Annotated in this window: 15 protein-coding genes and 3 tRNA genes; 11 read left to right on the top strand and 7 right to left on the bottom strand. The window is 56.9% G+C overall.

All coding sequences use genetic code 11. The annotated features are described in order from the left end of the window. Nucleotides 1-157: 157 nt before the first annotated feature. The 11 genes from ACXAG1_RS11440 to ACXAG1_RS11390 all read left to right on the top strand — a co-directional run bounded on the left by ACXAG1_RS11440 (nt 158) and on the right by ACXAG1_RS11390 (nt 8,917). On the top strand, nt 158-2,047 hold the full coding sequence (locus ACXAG1_RS11440) for a tetratricopeptide repeat protein (protein WP_475092175.1): 1,890 nt from the start codon (nt 158-160) through the stop codon (nt 2,045-2,047). Next, on the top strand, nt 2,031-2,702 hold the full coding sequence (gene lolB / locus ACXAG1_RS11435; protein ID WP_475092174.1) for a lipoprotein insertase outer membrane protein LolB: 672 nt from the start codon (nt 2,031-2,033) through the stop codon (nt 2,700-2,702). The genes ACXAG1_RS11440 and lolB overlap by 17 nt, the downstream gene beginning before the upstream one ends. A gap of 83 nt (nt 2,703-2,785) precedes the next feature. After that, nucleotides 2,786-3,676 carry a 4-(cytidine 5'-diphospho)-2-C-methyl-D-erythritol kinase gene (gene ispE / locus ACXAG1_RS11430; protein ID WP_475092173.1) on the top strand — a complete coding sequence of 297 codons (891 nt, stop codon included), beginning with the start codon at nt 2,786-2,788 and terminating at the stop codon, nt 3,674-3,676. A gap of 21 nt (nt 3,677-3,697) precedes the next feature. Next, nucleotides 3,698-3,772, top strand: a tRNA-Gln gene (locus ACXAG1_RS11425). A 210-nt stretch (nt 3,773-3,982) separates the two neighbouring features. Further along, nucleotides 3,983-4,915 carry a ribose-phosphate pyrophosphokinase gene (locus ACXAG1_RS11420; RefSeq protein ID WP_475093932.1) on the top strand — a complete coding sequence of 311 codons (933 nt, stop codon included), beginning with the start codon at nt 3,983-3,985 and terminating at the stop codon, nt 4,913-4,915. Nucleotides 4,916-5,117: 202 nt separating this feature from the next. Then, nucleotides 5,118-5,750, top strand: coding sequence for a 50S ribosomal protein L25/general stress protein Ctc (locus ACXAG1_RS11415; protein WP_475092172.1), 633 nt, complete (start codon nt 5,118-5,120; stop codon nt 5,748-5,750). A gap of 32 nt (nt 5,751-5,782) precedes the next feature. Further along, complete coding sequence (gene pth, locus ACXAG1_RS11410) at nt 5,783-6,382, top strand: aminoacyl-tRNA hydrolase (RefSeq protein WP_475119760.1); 600 nt, start codon at nt 5,783-5,785, stop codon at nt 6,380-6,382. Nucleotides 6,383-6,449: 67 nt separating this feature from the next. Then, complete coding sequence (gene ychF, locus ACXAG1_RS11405) at nt 6,450-7,541, top strand: redox-regulated ATPase YchF (RefSeq protein ID WP_475092170.1); 1,092 nt, start codon at nt 6,450-6,452, stop codon at nt 7,539-7,541. Nucleotides 7,542-7,674: 133 nt separating this feature from the next. Further along, complete coding sequence (locus tag ACXAG1_RS11400; RefSeq protein ID WP_475092169.1) at nt 7,675-8,589, top strand: DMT family transporter; 915 nt, start codon at nt 7,675-7,677, stop codon at nt 8,587-8,589. 137 nt (nt 8,590-8,726) lie between these two features. Further along, nucleotides 8,727-8,803 (top strand) — tRNA-Met (locus tag ACXAG1_RS11395). Between the two features lie 39 nt (nt 8,804-8,842). After that, nucleotides 8,843-8,917: transfer RNA gene (locus tag ACXAG1_RS11390), tRNA-Gln, on the top strand. Between the two features lie 173 nt (nt 8,918-9,090). Here the strand turns inward: ACXAG1_RS11390 and ACXAG1_RS11385 are convergent. From ACXAG1_RS11385 to eda, 7 genes are all read right to left on the bottom strand, one after another. Then, nucleotides 9,091-10,128 carry a sulfite exporter TauE/SafE family protein gene (locus ACXAG1_RS11385; RefSeq protein WP_475119759.1) on the bottom strand — a complete coding sequence of 346 codons (1,038 nt, stop codon included), beginning with the start codon at nt 10,126-10,128 and terminating at the stop codon, nt 9,091-9,093. Nucleotides 10,129-10,226: 98 nt separating this feature from the next. After that, nucleotides 10,227-10,943, bottom strand: a complete 717-nt coding sequence (locus ACXAG1_RS11380) for a SapC family protein (protein ID WP_475092167.1) — start codon at nt 10,941-10,943, stop codon at nt 10,227-10,229. Nucleotides 10,944-11,197: 254 nt separating this feature from the next. After that, nucleotides 11,198-12,205: a cupin-like domain-containing protein gene (locus ACXAG1_RS11375; protein ID WP_475092166.1), complete on the bottom strand. Its 1,008-nt coding sequence runs from the start codon at nt 12,203-12,205 to the stop codon at nt 11,198-11,200. 100 nt (nt 12,206-12,305) lie between these two features. After that, nucleotides 12,306-14,927: a TonB-dependent receptor gene (locus ACXAG1_RS11370; RefSeq protein WP_475119758.1), complete on the bottom strand. Its 2,622-nt coding sequence runs from the start codon at nt 14,925-14,927 to the stop codon at nt 12,306-12,308. A 388-nt stretch (nt 14,928-15,315) separates the two neighbouring features. After that, nucleotides 15,316-16,752: a pyruvate kinase gene (pyk, locus tag ACXAG1_RS11365; protein ID WP_475092164.1), complete on the bottom strand. Its 1,437-nt coding sequence runs from the start codon at nt 16,750-16,752 to the stop codon at nt 15,316-15,318. 170 nt (nt 16,753-16,922) lie between these two features. After that, nucleotides 16,923-17,936, bottom strand: coding sequence for a type I glyceraldehyde-3-phosphate dehydrogenase (gene gap / locus ACXAG1_RS11360; protein ID WP_475092163.1), 1,014 nt, complete (start codon nt 17,934-17,936; stop codon nt 16,923-16,925). Nucleotides 17,937-18,038: 102 nt separating this feature from the next. After that, entirely contained in the window at nt 18,039-18,668 is a 630-nt protein-coding gene (eda, locus tag ACXAG1_RS11355) for a bifunctional 4-hydroxy-2-oxoglutarate aldolase/2-dehydro-3-deoxy-phosphogluconate aldolase (protein ID WP_475092162.1), read from the bottom strand. Nucleotides 18,669-18,680 lie beyond the last annotated feature (12 nt).

Here is an 18,680-nt window from a genome sequence, read left to right as displayed (position 1 = left end):
CTCCTCTGCCGGATTGGCATCGCTTCCAGCGCGCCCGGGGCACACCCCGGCCCACTGGAGTTCACAGGAGACGCGAACGTACGGACACGTTTCTATGCAGCTTTTCTTTCCCTTTTTATATGCCCGGAATCACTCACGCTCGCGGTTGAGTACAGCCATGGAAACGGGCGGTTCCACGCAGCGCCACCGCCCGCTGCGCTTCGCGGCCACCGCGGCGTCCATCGCTATCTTGTGCGCCTGTAGCCAGCAGCCACACCAGTCGAGCGAATCAGGCCAGGCGGACTGGCAGTCCGCCTGGGAGGCTGAAGCCTCGGCAGCACCCGCTCCAGCGCCAGCCAAATCAGCAGAAGAAGGCAATCCTGCAGGGCCCAGGGCACAAGACACTGCCAGAGAAACATCACCGACCGCCGAAGAAGCGGTGGCCGACAACAAGTCCAAGCCATTTCCCATCGAGACCTTTTACACCCTTCTGGTCGCGGAAGTGGCGGGCAACAGGGAGCAATACGACCTGGCACTTGCCAACTATTACTTTCAGGCCGAGCGCACCAAAGATGCCGGGGTTGCCGCACGGGCCACCCGCATAGCCCGCTACCTGAATGCTCGCCGCGCCGCTCTGCGCTCGGCGGTACTCTGGGTCGAACTCGAACCGGAAAGTGCCGAAGCCCAGCTGGCCGCAACAGCGGAGCTGACGCTGGCCGGCAAACTGGATGAAGCACTGCACCACGCGGAACGCGCGCTCGAACTGGGTGGCGATGCGCCACTTCAGTCCGTTGCAGCCACTGCCGTTGACAACGAAGAGCTGGCAGCAAAAGTGCTGCCGGAATTCCAGCGGCTTTCGCAAAAGTATCCCGGCAACTCTGAAGTTTCCCTGGCCCTTGCCATGGTGTTGCGCGCCAACAACCGCTCGGAAGAAGCACTTCAGGTCACCCGCCAGGTGCAGGAACGCGATCCCGCCAATCTGGACGCACCGCTACTGGAATCCCACGCGCTGATTGACATGGGACGCGAGCGCGAAGCGAGACGACTGCTGGAAAATCTGGTGGAACTGTATCCCAAGGAAAGTCGCCTGCGCCTGCAGTATGCCCGTCTGCTGATACGCCAGGACCTCGAGCTGGCCGAGCAACAGTTTGCGGAGCTGGTGAAGCAGCGTCCCAACGACAGCAACCTAATCCTTTCACTGGCGCTCATCCATTACGAAACCAAGCAATACGATGACGCAAAACCTCTGCTGGAAACGCTGCTGGCCCAGGAAGAACACGAATCTGCCGCACATTTTTATCTGGCCGGTATCGCCGAACAGTCCGCCGACCCGCAGCAAGCCGTAACCCACTACCGCATGGTTCGGCCGGGCAGCGATTATGTGCAGGCGATTACCCGCGGCACCAGCCTGCTCGCCGCGCATGGGCAAACGGATGCGGTAAACCAGTGGTTTGCCGAATTGCGCCAGCGCCACCCCACACAAGAAGAACAGTTCTACCTTCTTGAAACCGAATTGCTGACCAAGCACGGGTATGTTCAGGAAGCGCAAAGCCTGTTGAGTGGTGCCATTTCAAAAAATGAAGACAGCAACCGCCTGATCTACGCCTACGCGATGACCAGTGAACAGTTAGGCGATGTGGAAAACTTTGAACAGGGTTTGCGCAAGTTGTTGTCTCGCGACCCGGATAATGCGAATCTCCTGAATACATTGGGTTATAAACTGCTTTCTTACGACCACCGCCTGGAAGAAGCGATGGTGCTGATTACCAAGGCATTGGAGCTGAGCCCGGAAGACCCCGCGATTATCGACAGCATGGGTTGGGCGCATCACCGCCTGGGCAACCACTCCGAAGCGGTGCAATACCTGCAAAAAGCCCTGAGCCTGTTACAGGATCCCGAAATCGCTGCGCACCTGGGTGAAGCGCTTTGGGCGCAAGGCGATCGCCAGCAGGCGATGCAGGTATGGGAACAGGGATTGCAGAAACACCCGGAAAATAAACTAATCCCGGAAGCCATGCAGCGGCTGCAGGATCAACAAAGACTGGAACAGCATGTTACGGAAAGCTGACGTTCTCTCTGCCTCTTATCGTTCAATGAGCTTGCCCCAGGGCGCGTGTCGCGCTCTGAAACTAATCGGTGCATCACTACTACTGACACTGGCGGCCTGTAGTGCTCAAAAGCCGCAACCCCAGCAACCGAGTGAACCCACCACTCAGCAGCAGACGTCTGCGTCCGCGCTGCAGCGATGGGAAGCCAAGGGCAAAATGGGCGTGCGTTCGCCAAAAGAAAATGGCAGTGCCAACCTGGTCTGGCAACAAGCGGACAGGGCCAATTACCGCATTCACCTGAGCGGGCCCCTCGGTGCCGGTGCAACCTCAATCAGCGGATCGCCAGGAGGCGTCAGCCTGCAGCGCGGCAGTGATCCCGCCGTGTTTGCTTCGGATCCCGCGCAGCTCACTGAACAGATCATGGGTTGGCCGCTGCCAGTTTCGGAGATGTTTTACTGGGTGCGCGGCCTGGCTGCACCCGGCGCGGTGAGCGGGCAACAGAAGAATGCACAGGGACTGCTACAAAGCCTGCAGCAAGCCGGCTGGGCACTGAGTTTCAGTGGTTACCAGTCTGTGGGCCCTTACAAACTTCCCGGAAAGATCAAAGCGGAAACCAATAACGCCGCTGGCCCGGTGAGTGTAACGGTGGTGATCAAAGAGTGGAGCCCGCGTTAAACGCTGCGCGCGCAAACCATACACACAACAAGAACGGCGGCTGGTAAACTGACCGCCGTTTTTGCTATCGCCCCTCATTCGTCATGCCCACTTCTCACCTGACACTGTCAGCACCTGCCAAACTCAACCTGATGCTGCGTATCCTCGGGCGTCGCTCCGACGGCTATCACGAGCTGCAAACGGTATTTCAGTTGCTGGACTTTGGTGACACCCTGCGTTTTAGCGCCAGTAGCGACGGCCAGATTCACCTGCACTGCCCTGCGATCAACATACCCGCGGAACAGAACCTGGTGTATCGAGCGGCCGAGCTGCTCAGACAAGCCAGTGGTCACATGGATCTCGGAGCTCGAATTTCCATCGACAAATCTCTGCCTGCGGGAGGCGGTATCGGCGGTGGCAGCAGTGACGCAGCAACCGCGTTACTCGGCCTGAATCACCTGTGGCAGTGCAACCTCGATCTGGATACGCTCGCGGAGTTGGGCAGACAATTGGGCGCGGATATTCCCGTTTTCGTGCGTGGTCGCTCCGCCTTCGCCGAGGGCGTCGGCGAACGATTGACCACTGTTTCCATAGAGCCGCGCTGGTACCTGGTGCTCACCCCCGCCTGCCACGTCAGTACAGCGGCGCTTTTTTCCGATCCGCGTTTGACAAGAGATTCTGCCGCAATTACATTAGCGGCCCTTCGCGACAGGCGGCTGAACACACACTGGCTCGATGAATATGCCGGTAACGATTTTCAGCCATTAGTAGAAGACCTCTACCCCGAGGTGCAGCAGGCCAGAGAGTGGCTTGCGCAACATGCCAAGGCATATCTGACGGGAACCGGCGCTTGTGTATTCGCCGGATTCGAATCAGAAAGCACGGCGCAGGCGGTGTTAAATGCACGGCCTGAAGGGTGGCAAGGTTTTGTTGCCAAAGGAGTGGATGAATCACCCGCTCACCGGCAACTCGCGAAATTTGCAGCAACGGTCTAAATTGACTATCTGCAACATTGCTGGGGTGTAGCCAAGCGGTAAGGCAGCGGGTTTTGATCCCGTCATGCGAAGGTTCGAATCCTTCCACCCCAGCCACATTTCCTTTTTTATAGGTATCCCAACCTCGCGGATACAGACGGAGCCTCCGGCCCTGCCGGAACACGCCTTAACCAGATACTTGCACCAATGGTCGCCCAATGAAACGGCATCACACTACCCTGCAAGCAGTTCTCGCTCCGAAACTCACCTGAATTTCACTACTATCTTCTACTCCCAACGAAAAAGGTACTCGCAGTGGCTGACTTAATGGTCTTCACCGGCAACGCAAACCCGGAACTGGCACAAAAGATTGTTGAGCATATGGCGATACCGCTGGGAGAGGCGGTGGTTAAGCGCTTTTCCGACGGTGAGATCGCCGTGGAAATCACCGATAACGTGCGCGGCCGCGACGTATTCGTGGTGCAGTCCACCTGCCAGCCCACCAACCGCAACATCATGGAACTGATCCTGCTGGTAGACGCCCTGCGCCGTGCCTCCGCCGGCCGTATCACCGCGGTTGTGCCCTACTTCGGCTACGCCCGCCAGGATCGCCGCGTACGTTCCCAGCGTGTACCGATTTCCGCCAAGGTTGTGGCCGACATGATGGTGAGCGTGGGCATCGACCGCGTTCTGACCGTCGACCTCCACGCCGAGCAGATCCAGGGCTTTTTCGACGTACCTGTGGATAACGTCTACGGCTCCTCCGTACTGCTGGACGACATCGAGCGCCAGGGTTACGAAGATCTGGTGGTAGTTTCCCCGGACATCGGCGGTGTTGTGCGCGCCCGCGCTGTGGCCAAGAGCCTGGACTGCGACCTGGCGATCATCGACAAACGTCGCCCGGCCGCCAACGTGGCGGAAGTGATGAACATCATCGGTGAAGTCAGTGGCCGTACCTGCCTGCTGGTGGACGACATGGTCGACACCGCCGGCACCCTGTGCAACGCCGCCAGCGCCCTGAAAGAACACGGCGCCAAAAAGGTTGTGGCCTACTGTACCCACCCGGTACTGTCCGGCAAAGCCATCGACAACCTGAACAACTCGGTAATGGATGAACTGGTAGTCACCGACTCCATCCCCCTGGGCGACAAGATGGAGAAAGCGCCGAAAATTCGTCAGCTGACCCTCTCTGCAATGCTGGCCGAATCCATGCGCCGCATCAGCAACGAAGAATCCCTGTCGGCAATGTTCAGGTCTTAAGGGTTCCGCTCTTAAGAGCTCCCCCCTCAAGATCCCGCCTTTAAGCGCTGGCATTCCCCAGCGCTTCCCCTTAGAATACGCGCCCGCCCGGTACTGCCGGGCGTTTACTATTGGGCGTTTCAATAGATTCTGCCCAGCTTATAGCAACGCCAGAGGGTACCGGTCGCAGGTCCTTCTGGACAGACAACCTGAGGTTTTCCCAATGTCTGATTTTAAATTGAACGCCAACGTCCGTAGCGACGAAGGGAAAGGTGCGAGCCGCCGCCTGCGTCGTGAGGAAGCAAAAGTTCCGGCCATCATTTACGGTGGCGAAGCGGAACCGCAATCCATCGCTCTGCTGCAGAAAGATCTGTTCAAAGCACTGGAAAGCGAATCCTTCTTCTCTTCCGTTGTGACCCTGAGCGTCGACGGTAAAGACGAGACCGTGATCCTGCGCGATCTGCAGCGTCACCCGGCCAAAGCCATCCTGCTGCACGCTGACTTCCAGCGCGTTTCCGCCAACACCAAAGTTCACGTAAAAGTGCCGCTGCACTTCCTGAACGAAGACACCTGTAAAGGCGTTAAGGCTGGCGGTATCGTTTCTCACACCCTGAACGAGCTGGACATCAATGCCCCGGCTTCCAAGCTGCCTGAGTTCATCGAAGTTGACCTGGCTGACCTGGAACTGGACGGCACCGTTCACATCTCCGACATCAAACTGCCGGAAGGTGTTGAGTCTGTAGATCTGGCGCACGGTGAAGACCACGACCTGGTTGTTGCCTCTGTACACAAGCCGCGCGGCGCTGTTGAAGCCGACGCTGAAGATGCAGAAGGCGAAGAGTCCGGCGAAGCATAAGCCGGCTTTTCTCCAGGTAAGGTAACAGTACCTTGAGCAAGGCTCCGGACACGCCCATCCAGTTGATTGTGGGCCTGGGAAATCCAGGCCCAGAATACGACCGGACGCGACATAATGCCGGAGCCGACTTTGTCTCCGAGCTGGCCCGTATCCACGGCACCCAGCTTGCGCCAGACAGCAAGTACCACGGCCACTCCGGCCGGGTACGAATCGGCGGGCAGGATATCCGCCTGCTGATTCCCACCACCTATATGAATCGCAGCGGCCAGGCAGTGGGCCCGCTGGCGAACTTCTTCAAGATTCCCGCCGAAGCCATTCTGGTCGCTCACGATGAGCTGGACCTACCCTGCGGCACCGCGCGCCTGAAAAAAGGTGGCGGACACGGGGGCCATAACGGCCTGCGCGATATCATCAGCGCCCTCGGGAACAATCGTGAATTCATGCGCCTGCGCCTCGGTATCGACCACCCGGGTAATGCCCGCGACGTGGCCAACTACGTACTGCAGCGCGCGCCCCGCACCGAACAGGACCAGCTGGCGGAAGCCATCGACCGCGCCGTGGACGTTATACCCACCGCCGCCGCTGGTGACTGGAACGGCGCGATGAAAACACTGCACACCAACGCCAAATAGCAGCCTTTTTTCGGGAGCACTATCCGCGCCCCGATCACAACACGAACACATTATTAGGATTCAGACCATGGGTTTTACTTGCGGCATCGTCGGCCTGCCCAACGTGGGCAAATCCACCCTGTTCAATGCCCTGACCAAAGCGGGCATCGATGCAGAAAACTTCCCCTTCTGCACCATTGAGCCTAACGCGGGCATCGTACCGGTACCAGATACGCGCCTCGACAAGCTGGCAGAAATCGTCAAGCCGCAGAAGCTGATTCCCACCACCATGGAATTCACCGATATCGCGGGCCTGGTCGCCGGCGCCTCCAAGGGTGAGGGCCTCGGCAACAAGTTCCTCGCCAATATCCGCGAGACCGACGCCATCGCCCACGTGGTGCGCTGCTTTGAAAACGACAACGTGATCCACGTGGCCAACCAGGTGGACCCGGTGGCAGACATCGAGGTGATCAACACCGAGCTGGCACTGGCCGACCTGGACACCGTGGAAAAGGCACTGCTGCGCTACACCCGCGCCGCCAAGGGCCAGGACAAGCACGCAATCAAAATGAAAGCGCTGCTGGAAAAAGTTCAGCCGCACCTGGATGAAGCCAAACCCCTGCGCTCTTTCGGTCTCTCCGACGACGAGCTGGAAGGCCTGCGCGAACTGAGCCTGCTCACCGTCAAACCCACCATGTACATCGCTAACGTGGATGAGGATGGCTTCGAGAACAATCCACACCTGGATGCTGTGGCCGCCATCGCCGCGGAAGAAAACGCGGTACTGGTCCCCATCTGCAACAAGCTGGAGTCCGAAATCGCCGAACTCGACGACGATGAAAAACAGGAATTCCTGGAAGAGCTGGGCATGGACGAGCCGGGCCTGAACCGCGTTATTCGCGCCGGTTACGAACTGCTGGGCCTGCACACCTACTTCACCGCTGGTGTAAAAGAAGTGCGCGCCTGGACCATCCCCCTGGGTGCCACCGCGCCGCAGGCAGCGGGCAAGATCCATACAGATTTCGAGAAGGGCTTTATCCGCGCAGAAGTAGTGAGCTACGACGACTTCGTCAGCAACAAGGGCGAAGCCGGTGCCAAAGAGGCCGGCAAGTGGCGCCTGGAAGGCAAGGAGTACGTGGTTGCCGACGGGGACGTAGTGCACTTCCGTTTCAACGTCTAACGCCTGCCTTCCCTTCCCGGCTAATCTAGCCTGACTACTCGCAGACTTTCAGGGGGAGCGCCAAAAGCGCTCCCTTCGATCCCGATCCGCTACCCGCGATCCTCTCACCGCACCACCGTTACCAAAGGTTGCCATGTACCAATCCAACTGGAGAGTCGGCCTTCCCCTCGCCCTGACTACCGCCTTTCTGTGGGCGCTCTTGCCCATCGCCATGAAAGGTCTGATCGAGGATATGGATTCCACCACCGTCACCTGGTTTCGCTTTTTTGGTGCGGCGCTGCTTGCCGGTGCCTGGTACGGCTGGCGGCGGGAACTGGAGCTGAAAAAGCTGCTCAGTGGTCGCCTGCTGCCCTATACCCTGCTTGCCGTAGGTGGCCTGCTCGGCAATTACATCGCCTACGCCACCGGCCTCAACTACATCACCCCCGGCGCCCTGCAGGTACTGATCCAGCTGGCACCGCTGCTGCTGTTGATCTTCAGCGTATTCTGGCTCGGAGAGCGCTTCTCAGCGCGCCAGTGGATGGGTGTGGGACTGGTGTGTATCGGCCTGCCGCTGTTCTTCAACCTGCGTATCAGCGAGCTGCTGGAGGGCCAGGACAAACAGTATCTGATTGGAGTGGGCCTGGTGGTGGTCGCCGCTGTGACATGGGCGGTATACGGGCTCTTTCAGAAGAAGATCGTCGCCGAGTCACGACCGCAGAACCTGCTAATGATGATTTATGTGGCGGGCAGCCTGTGCTTCCTGCCCATTTCCCACCCCACCAGTGCATTGCAACTGGACTGGCTTGGCTGGGCTCTACTGCTATTCCTTACCGCCAACACCCTGATCGCCTATGGCGCCTTCGCCAAAGCCATGGCCGCCTGGGAGGCCTCCCGGGTCAGCGCCACCCTCGCCCTGGTACCGCTGATGACCCTGGCGCTCAGCGCGGTGATCAGCGCCCTGTGGCCCGGCTATATTGAAGTGGAGCCCATGAACTGGATCAGCTGGGTTGGCGCGTTTACCGTCGTCATGGGCTCCCTGCTGGCAGCCATTGGGCGCGGCCGCTGATCCCGTAGACATATTGACAACAAAATGAACGTCGCCCGCCCGCTCACGTAACTTACTGATTAATTTACTAAAAAAGTATTGACAGCCCTACGAGGTCGCCCGATAATGCGCGCCCTCGGTTAGCCGAGACTTTCAGTGGCAAGGTAGCTCAGCTGGTTAGAGCGCAGCACTCATAATGCTGAGGTCGGGAGTTCAAGTCTCCCCCTTGCTACCATTTTCCCTCTGTGAGAAACCAGACTCACAGCACCTTTACTGGGGTGTAGCCAAGCGGTAAGGCAGCGGGTTTTGATCCCGTCATGCGAAGGTTCGAATCCTTCCACCCCAGCCATTTTCCACTCTCACTCTGATACTTCTCAGATTGAGTTATGTGCGCTGAGCGTGCAGGATCAGCGAGCCGAAGGCGAAGCTCATCCTTCCACCCCAGCCATATATAAAAAAGGCGACTTCGCAAGAAGTCGCCTTTTTTATTGCGTCACGATAATGAAGAGCAAGCTCAGTTAGTCATACGACTGACTCCCCGATCGCCACTGTAGAAAGAGGTGGGCCAGACTCCACTCGATAACTCCCAGCATCCTCATTGCCCAGCCGGCGCAGCCACTCAAAGCCCAGCAGGCAAACCAGCACCGCACCGGCAAATATCGCCATACCCCATACACCCAGGGTCTCGCGCTCGGTAAAGCCGGTCCACAGATACTGACCAATACACAGAACAGCCACCACCAGCAGTGTCGGCTTGCGGCCGATTAATCCCACCACAAAGACCCCCAATGGCGCACCCAGCGCCACTACCGGCGCGGCGGCCAGCCAGTTGCCCAGCACGCCCGGCTGCCAGGTGCCGGTGACCGTTTTCACCGCCACACCCACCAGCGAGGTAAATGCCATGATGATCACCGAGGTGGGAATCGCCACCTTGAGGTCCACTCTGCACAGCAATACCAGCAGTGCGTAGATCACCATATCGATCCCCACCCCGGTAATCGCCGCCGCCATACCACCGGCGCAAAAACCGGCCACCAGGCCCAGACGGAAATCCCGCGCCGAAGTATTAGCGCCATGTCCGGAATGAGAGGTGATCTCCCGCAGCCGGTACAGGTGCAGCAGACCAAAGCTGCCCCAGATCACCGCAAACACCAGCTTTATCCACAGCTCCGGGATCAGTGGGGATAAAAACAGAATGCCCAGTGGTGTACCGATCAGTGCACCGATCATGGCACCCCGCAACATACTCCAGGCGAGTGCCTGTCGGCGACAGAGGATAAAGATACTGGCGCTGACCATACCGATGGACTGCACCGCGAAGCTGAAGTCCCGGCCAAGGCTTGCGGGCATATCGAAGAGTAATACCAGCACGGGAAAGCCCACGGTACCGCCACCCATCGGGGTAGAACCGGCGGCGTAACTGCCGATGGCCATGGAGAGGGCCATGGGCCAGTGTTCGGCGACTAAGGGCAGATAATTCTGGGAAAGTACCACAAGCCCCCAAAGAGCGTAAAACAGCCCGAGGAAGGCGAACCAGGGGGAATAGTGCTTGAGAGACATATACAGGAAGGAAAATTGGGGCCTCAGTGGTGAGGCCCCGGAAGCCGGGAGGCGACGAAAGACGCCCTACCCGGCTCGCAGCCTGACTTATAAGCTAATCAGGCGCCGGCTTGCATCTTGGCCAAACGGGAGAACTGATGCATGGAGCTCAGCTGCGCGTACAGCGGCGGCAGGAAGCCACGCTTACGGAAGTCGGCGAAGTCTTCTTCGCTCAGCTCGCCCAGTTTCTTCTCGTCAACCATGTAAATACCGGTCAGGTTGATCTTCTCACCACCAGCGTTAACAGCAACGTTCTGGGTGGTCAGCAGGTCTTTCTCGGCCAGGATGGTGATGAACGCTTTGGTCATCTGGTCACTTTCCAGATAGCCCACCAGAGACTCTTTCTTGGCTTTCAGGTACTCGGACTCTTCACCGGATTCGTTGAACAGGGCATTGCCCTCTTCTTCGCCAACCACCGGGCTGTTCTCAACCAGTCCAACCATCAGCTTTTCTTTGTCGTCACCGGCAGGGGCCAGAACGAAAGGATGGTTGCGCACAGCACCAGGAACGAAAACACCTTTCCAGTTTTCGCCGTCAACAAACAGGTTCTCGCCTACTTTCAGGCTCAACAGCGCAACAGATTGGAACTGACCGGAATCGGAGTTCTTGACGAAAACAATCGGATACTCCGCACCCAGGCGGGCGAATTCGTGAGCAGTAACCGGCACCATATGTGCGTTTTTGACGTGCTCAAAGGTCCCCAACTCACGGACTTTCAGCTTGCCGTGAACGTCGCTGCGCAGAGGTACGATTTTTGGGGCTTCTACAGTGGCCATACAACACCTTATTCAAATTGGAAGTTATTCTAAAAAACCCGCTTAGTATATTTTTTATACTTGAAAAGGGAAGCAAAAAGTTACACCACTATTCAGAAGGTTGCCAGTCTCTTTGTAACCTAATAGACAGCCTAATCCTGCAAGCACGCTTGCTGTGAGCCGCGATGTAACCGGACAGCGCCTATGACTGCGCTCGCCCCCAGACCAGTAGTGAAAACAAATACTCGCTGAGAGAATGCCTGCAGAATACAGGTTTATATAGACAACTGTTTAACCAGCCACTTTTTCAGCGCCTGCGCCTCATCACTGCCAATTTCACCTAGCACCCCCTTCAGAGGGTCAGGTATATGCGCAGACGGATCACCATTAACTCCAAAAATATAGTGGTCAAAAAATGATTTCCATGCATCCCGCTCCTTCACCGGCAGAGACTTTATGGTCAGACACGCTAACAACAACGCATCCTGAGGTGTTACTCCTTTTTCTCCTGCAATGGCGCCGCCACTCCAGAAGTTGATCAATATATTGAATTCACTGAGTGCCTCGACGTGGTGCCACCACAAGGTAGGTATGTAAATCGCATCACCAGGCTCTAGCTCAGCCACATAGCTGTGAGCCAGAGCCTCACGTAGCTTAGGGAAACGCTCTAGATCAGGTGACGTGAGTGAAGCCATACTCACCGGTGTTCCCGCCGGGGTCTTGTTTAGCGGCCCTATATACAGGTTAGGAAGCTGCTCAGGAGGAAACAATGTGAACCGGCGCAGACCTGCAGCAACACAGGCAATGTTTTCGGAATCATCATTGTGTGTAGCAACCACGGTCCGGTTTCCAATCCAGATCCTCGGCCTTACATTGTCCCCACATAAACTTATCCGATGCTCGTGATCGATTCGATCAAAGTACTCATCAAGAAAAGCACTTTGAATCGAGAGAATCGGCGATTCCGATTGTCCGCGTGCCGCCAGCAAGCGATCAACAAAATCGTCAAACGTCGCCACCTTGCGCGAAAAATTGAAGCCTCGAAAATCATCGGAATAAAAGAAACGCCCCCCCGACGCTGCAGGAGCTTCGAGCATCCAGATTTTTCCCGGGGCCGCTTTTTGTTTCAGATACCCCGCTAGCGCATCCACAGACTCGGCCGCACACTGCACGATCGGCCAATGTGCACAAACTCCCCGAAATACCACCGGTTCATTCCGTGGAACAATTTCATTTTCAAACGTCACGCGATCACAGGCTTGGATCACCTCGATCTCCGGCATATCTCCCCCAATAAACTCTGGCTCGCTGCTGCAGAAAAACAAAAAAGCCGGGCATAAGCCCGGCTTTCATACTACTCGTTACAGCTCTAACAGAGACTCCTTAGAAGCTGTAGCGTGCACCGATCACGAAACGGCGTCCGTTCTGATACAGAGACGTCATGCGATCATTGGTTTCACTGAACTGCTCAATTTCTTCGTCGGCCAGGTTAACGGCCTCCAGAGTCAGCTGGGCATTATCAGTGATGTTGTAAGACAGGCTCGCATCCCACTGGCCAAACGCTGAAGTAGACAGCGGATAGTTGTTCCAGTGGAAGCCATTGCTCCAGTCGGAACGATAGTTATACATCAGGCGCGCACCGAAAGTCTCGTTCTCAAAGTAGCCCATCAGGTTGGCGCTATGCTCAGAGATACCAATCACTTCGCGATCACCGGTGTCGGTGTAGGTGTAGTTGGCCTGGGCACCGAAACCGTTACCCAGGTCGTGCAACACTGCCAGTTCGATACCGTTCACCGAGCTGCCGACACCATTTACCGGGCGGTCGAAGTCGACATCGACCATAGTGCCAGTCGCTTCATTCAAACGCGGTGAAGTATAAGTTTCACGCTCCAGGGTGGTCTGGTTGTCCTTGAAGAATAAAGTAGCAGCGAAATTAGATACGTCGCCATAGTACCATTCGTAGGCAAAGTCCACTTGGTTGGCAATAAACGGCTTCAGCATCGGGTTACCGGCCTGACCTTGCGGGTCGGCAACATCCAGAGAACCAAAAGTCTCGTAGGGAGAGATCTGGTTCCAGTTCTGACGCGCCATAACGCGGGCGGCAGATGCACGTAGCACCATATCGTCGTTCAGGTCGTAGGCCAGGTTAACACTAGGCAAAAACTCGCTGTAGTCATTATTCTGGGTTACCCACTCAAGGTGGGCCGGTGTCAGCCATTCGCGATCGAAGGTCGCGAGACCCCAGGTTTCACTACTAAAGCTATAGCCGGAAGAGGCCTGATCGGTAGTCACATAGCGCACACCCACGTTACCGCGGAAGCCGCCATTTTCGAAATCCGCCTGCGCATACAGCGCCACGATATCTTCCTCAACCGCCCAGATCTCCGCCAGGTTATGGTGCTTAGCGTAATCCGCATTCACACCGTTGAGACCGTTAAAGGCGATCTGCTCCATCACGTCCTGCATCTGCGCAATTACAGTGGTGGAATTGCCAGTTACGGGAGTGTTCACCTCGTCAGTACCGCCGGAATTCAGGCCACAGCTCTCCAGATTGGGACACTGCGCAAAGATATAGGCCAGGTAATTGTCGGCGAGATCTTCATTTCCGGCCATGGTGCCCGGGCCGTGCCAGCTGTAAGCAACGCGACCTTGTGTGCGCTCGGCCTGGCGGTACTTGACGCCGGTCTTGAAGGTGTGGAAAGCAGCCGCTTCGATAGGCAGCTCCAGGTCAACCTGGAAATAGGTTTCCTCATCAGTGGTCGGCTTTTCGCCACCCCAGATCCAGCCCGGCGCGTACTGATCGCCTTCAACCGGAGCTGGATCAATGTCCAGAGATGGGTCGCGCAGGTCGAAAGAGTAATCGGCGTTGGTGGCAAGATATTCCCAGGAAGTCTCGCGCAGGGTACCGCCTTCCGCATTGGTCTGCCCCACAACACCGGTCAGGCTGAAAGCGTCGGTAGCGTATTCCGCGGTCAGAGTATAGGACTGGGACTCAGAGGTAGACTGGCGATTGATCCAGTTCAGCAGCGCAGTACCGGTACCCTCGTGCGCGACTACGGTATTGCCGCTCAGCTCGCCATTGGCAACCATATCGGCCACGTTACCCGCGACATCGCTGGTCCGGATCATCCAGTTGGCGTTGCCGTTGTTGGACTCCATGGTGGTGTCCAGAACATCCAGGGTGAACTGCAGCTCGTCGGTAGGACGGAGCTGGGTGGACAGGTAGAAGGTATCGCGCACACGCTCCTGCTGGAACACCGGCGAACCCATCAGGTCAGGGACCATGGTGCCAGGGGTGCTATCGTCGGTCCAAGCCAGCACCTCGAATCCGGAGCGCTTGACGGTGCGTTCCTGGTGAGTTGCAGATACCAACACGCCGAAGGTTTCGCTGTCATTTTTCCAGGAATACTGACCGGACGCACTCGGCTCATTTTCTCCAGAGGCTTCGGAATAGGTGCTTTCCACAGCCAAGGAGACACTGTTGGCATCCAGGTCAAACGGACGATAGGTGACAATATTGACGGTACCGCCGAGCGAACCTTCGTCCTGAGAAGCCTCTGGGCTTTTCGCCACAGAAAGAGTTTTAATCAGCGTGGAGGGCAACAGAGAAAAGTTAAAGCTACGCGCCGGGTTATCTAGGATAAACCAGTCGGAAGTCGCTACGCTCTGGCCATTCAGCGTGGTGCGGTTGTAGTCCGGACCGGCACCGCGGATAGAGACCTTTTCACCTTCGCCGAAATCCCGGCTGACGGTGATACCGGTCATGCGCGAGAGGGATTCAGCGATATTCTTATCCGGAAATTTACCGGCATCTTCTGCAGAAATAGCATCGACAATGCTATTGGAGTTGCGTTTTACTGCCGTGGCATCTATCAGAGATCCGCGAATACCAGTAACGGTAATCTCTTCCAGAGCGTCATCTTGAGCAACTGCCAGCGGAGCCATCAGGCCACCACTCAGTACAGCTGCGCTGATCGAGAGAGCGAGTTTGTTGCGCTTAAGCATCGATTTCCCCTTCCTTTTTTATAGATATAAAGGTTTGGTTAGAAACTTTTATTCACCTTGTACCGCCAAATGATAGCGCTGTCATTCGTTTTTATGATAGCGCTGTCATTCTCACGATCGACAATACACAGAATGAAATAAAAAAGCTACAGGCCTTCGGGGAATTTATCTGGATATTTTGCAGTTTTTTGTAACAGCTGCCTGTCATTTGTGACAGTTGGGAGTGATTTTACATGGGGATGAGAGCTTCTGCAGGATATTTTTTGTACAGCATGAGTGACCAACCAGTCCAAGCTATTGTCCGAACTTGGCGCTTCAGAAACCGAAAACAGAACTCCCGGCATATAGCCGGGAGTTTGCGAGGAGTCAGCTCAGTATCAACGAGAGATCACTCGATCTCCTTGATTCGCATGGAGCTGGTACCGCCACCCATATTCAGGCGCTCGCCCTGGGTGATCAGGATACGCTGCCCTTTTTCCAGGTCGATACGCGATCCCAAGACCTCGACAATGGCGTCGGTCAGGTGACCGAGCGGTACCGAAGCCGGGTCGAACTCGATGGGTTCAACACCACGCAGCAATACCAGCTGGCGAGCGACACGGGAGTGGCGAGTCAGTGCGTAAATCGGCAATCGGCTGGTCGCCCGTGACATGATGCGCGGGGTGCGGCCGGATTCGGTTAGCGCGGCAACCGCACACAGGTTTTCGACGCGGGCTGCAGATTCGATGGCTGCCTGAGCGATAACAGTGTCGATGGACTCAGAAGCTGACCGGTCTGCCTCAGGACGCGTGGTGGTACCGAGATATTGCTCAGCACCCACAACCACTTCGGCCATGGACTCAACAGCAGCCACCGGGAAATCACCCGCCGCAGTTTCCGCCGACAGCATGACCGCATCGGTGCCATCGAGCACGGCGTTCGCCACATCCATCACTTCCGCGCGGGTCGGCGTGGGGTTGGTGATCATGGATTCCATCATCTGGGTGGCAGTGATCACACCGCGGTTCAGGGCATTGGCACGGTTGATCAGCTTCTTCTGCACACCAACCAGTGCCGCATCACCGATTTCCACACCCAGGTCGCCGCGGGCCACCATGATGACGTCGGATGCGAGGATGATGTCGTCCATCTGCTGGTCGTTATTCACCGCTTCTGCACGCTCAACCTTGGCAACGATGGCGGCATTGCTGCCGGCTTCGCGCATGGCCTTGCGAGCGATTTCCAGATCTTCGCCGCTGCGCGGGAAGCTCACTGCGAGGAAATCCACATCCAGCTCGGCGGCGAGTTTGATGTCTTGGTAATCTTTTTCAGTCAGCGCCGGCGCAGACAGGCCACCACCCAACAAGTTGATACCTTTGTTGTTGGACAGCTTGCCGCCCTGCAGTACACGGCAGAACAGTTTGCTGTTGGTGCCGCCGGTGACTTCCAGGCGGATCTTGCCGTCGTCCAGCAGCAGGATATTGCCGGGCTTGCAGTCGGCGATCAGGGACGGGTAATCCACGCCCACTTTCTGCTGGTTACCGCCCTCTTTCGGGCAGTCGGCGTCGAGGGTGAACTCGGCATTGTTCTCAAGGAAGATACTGCCCTCGGCGAAACGGGCGATACGGATCTTCGGGCCCTGCAGGTCGCCCAGCACGGCAACCAGTTTGTTTTGCTCTGCAGCGGCGCGGCGCACTTCTTCCACACGCTTGCGGTGATCGTCGGCGCTGCCGTGGGAGAAGTTCAGGCGTACAACGTTAACGCCGGCACGGATAATCTCGTCAATAACACGCGGCTTGTCTGTGCCCGGGCCGAGTGTGGCAACAATTTTTGTATGGCGAATCATAGTGGTGATTTTTGTTTGTGAATTAGGTGTGAGACAAATTTGTAATTATGGCAGTCGGCGTTGACTGCGAAGAAAGCAGCCGGAGCAGGTATTGCACCCGCCCCGACAAGATAACGAAACGTTATCAGGCTGTTGTTTATTAACAGTTACAGCCGTTTTACTTGGCTCGCTTAAAGACCCTGAGCCTTCGCCATCGCCAGGCTGGTGTCGAGCATACGGTGAGAGAAGCCCCACTCGTTGTCGTACCAGGACATGACTTTCACCAGGTTGCCGTTTACACGGGTGTGGTTGGCATCGAAGTGGCTGGAAGCTGCGGTGTGGTTAAAGTCTACGGAGACCAGCGGCTGGTCACAGTAAGACAGTACACCGCCTTTCATGCTACCGGCGGCGTCCTGCAGGATCGCATTGATTTCATCAGCAGTCGTTTCGCGGCTGGCGATAAACTGGCAATCCACCAGGGATACGTTGTTTACCGGTACGCGAACGGCCATGCCATCCAGCTTGCCCTGCAGTTCCGGCAGAACCAGGCCAACCGCGGCGGCAGCACCGGTTTTGGTCGGGATCATATTGTCAGCCGCTGCGCGCGCACGGTAGATATCTTTATGTACCGCATCCTGGGTGTTCTGGTCGTTAGTGTAGGCGTGCACGGTAGTCATAAAGCCGCGCTCGATGCCGATAGACTCGTTCAGAACCTTGGCTACCGGTGCCAGGCAGTTGGTGGTGCAGGACGCGTTGGAAACAACCTTGTGTTCTGCGGTCAGCTTGTCGTCGTTCACACCGTAAACCACGGTCAGGTCGGCGTCTTTGGACGGCGCAGAAATCAATACCGCTTTGGCACCGGCTTCCATGTGTTTGGAGGCCGCCGCTTTATCAGTGAACAGGCCGGTACATTCCAGAACCAGGTCCACTTCCAGCTCCGCCCACGGCAGAGCAGCGGGGTCGCGCTCCTGGCAAACTTTTACGGTGTCGCCACCGATCACCAGGTTTTCGCCTTCAACGGCAACTTCGGTATTGAAACGGCCGTGTACGGTGTCGAAACGGGTCAGGTGGGCATTGGCCTCAACCGGTGCCAGATCGTTGATAGCAACCAGTTGGATGCGGTCGTTATAGCCGGACTCGTAGATAGCACGAGTTACGTTGCGTCCGATGCGTCCATATCCATTAATAGCAATTCTGAGTTTCATATCGCTACACCCTCTGTGTCTTAAAAATTGTGGATTATTTGTTTGTTCTAAGCGCCGGGTGATCGGTCCCCCCCAGCACAATTCTGCTCTGTGAAACTACTTTTAGCCTTTCAGCAAGGAGGCCTCTTTGGCCAGACGGGTAATTTCCGCCCAGTTTTTCTCGGCAACCAGTTTCGGTGCTGCCATCCAGGAACCACCCACACAAACTACGTTGGACAGCGCCAGGTAATCACTTGCATTGTTCGGGCTGACGCCGCCGGTGGGGCAGAACTTCACTTTCGCCAGCGGACCACCGATGGATTTCAGCATCGGGATGCCACCCGCCGCTTCCGCGGGGAAGAACTTTTGATAACCGTAACCGCGCTCGAACAGGCGCATTACTTCAGACGGATTGGCAGCACCTGGCAGCAGCGGTACGGAGACGTTACCTGCCGCGTCCAGCAGCGCTTCGGTAGCGCCCGGGCTGACCATGAAAGTCGCACCGGCATCAACGGAGCGCTGGATGTCGCCGGCGTTCAACACGGTACCGGTACCTACGTGGGCGTCCGGCAGATGCTTGGCGATCTCTTCTACAGCGGCCAGCGCAGCTTCGGTGCGTAGGGTCACTTCCAGTACATTCAGGCCGCCTTCCACCAGCGCCTGCGCCAGAGGCAGTGCGTCGCTGACGTTGTCCACTACGATTACCGGCACCACACCGGCTTGTTCCAATACGGGTACGAGAGTCTGTTGCATTGTCACTTCCTA

It is taken from the genome of Microbulbifer sp. ABE4_465 (genome assembly GCF_056160765.1).
Note: the sequence above shows the minus strand (reverse complement) of the source record. Positions and strands in the feature narration are given on the sequence as shown.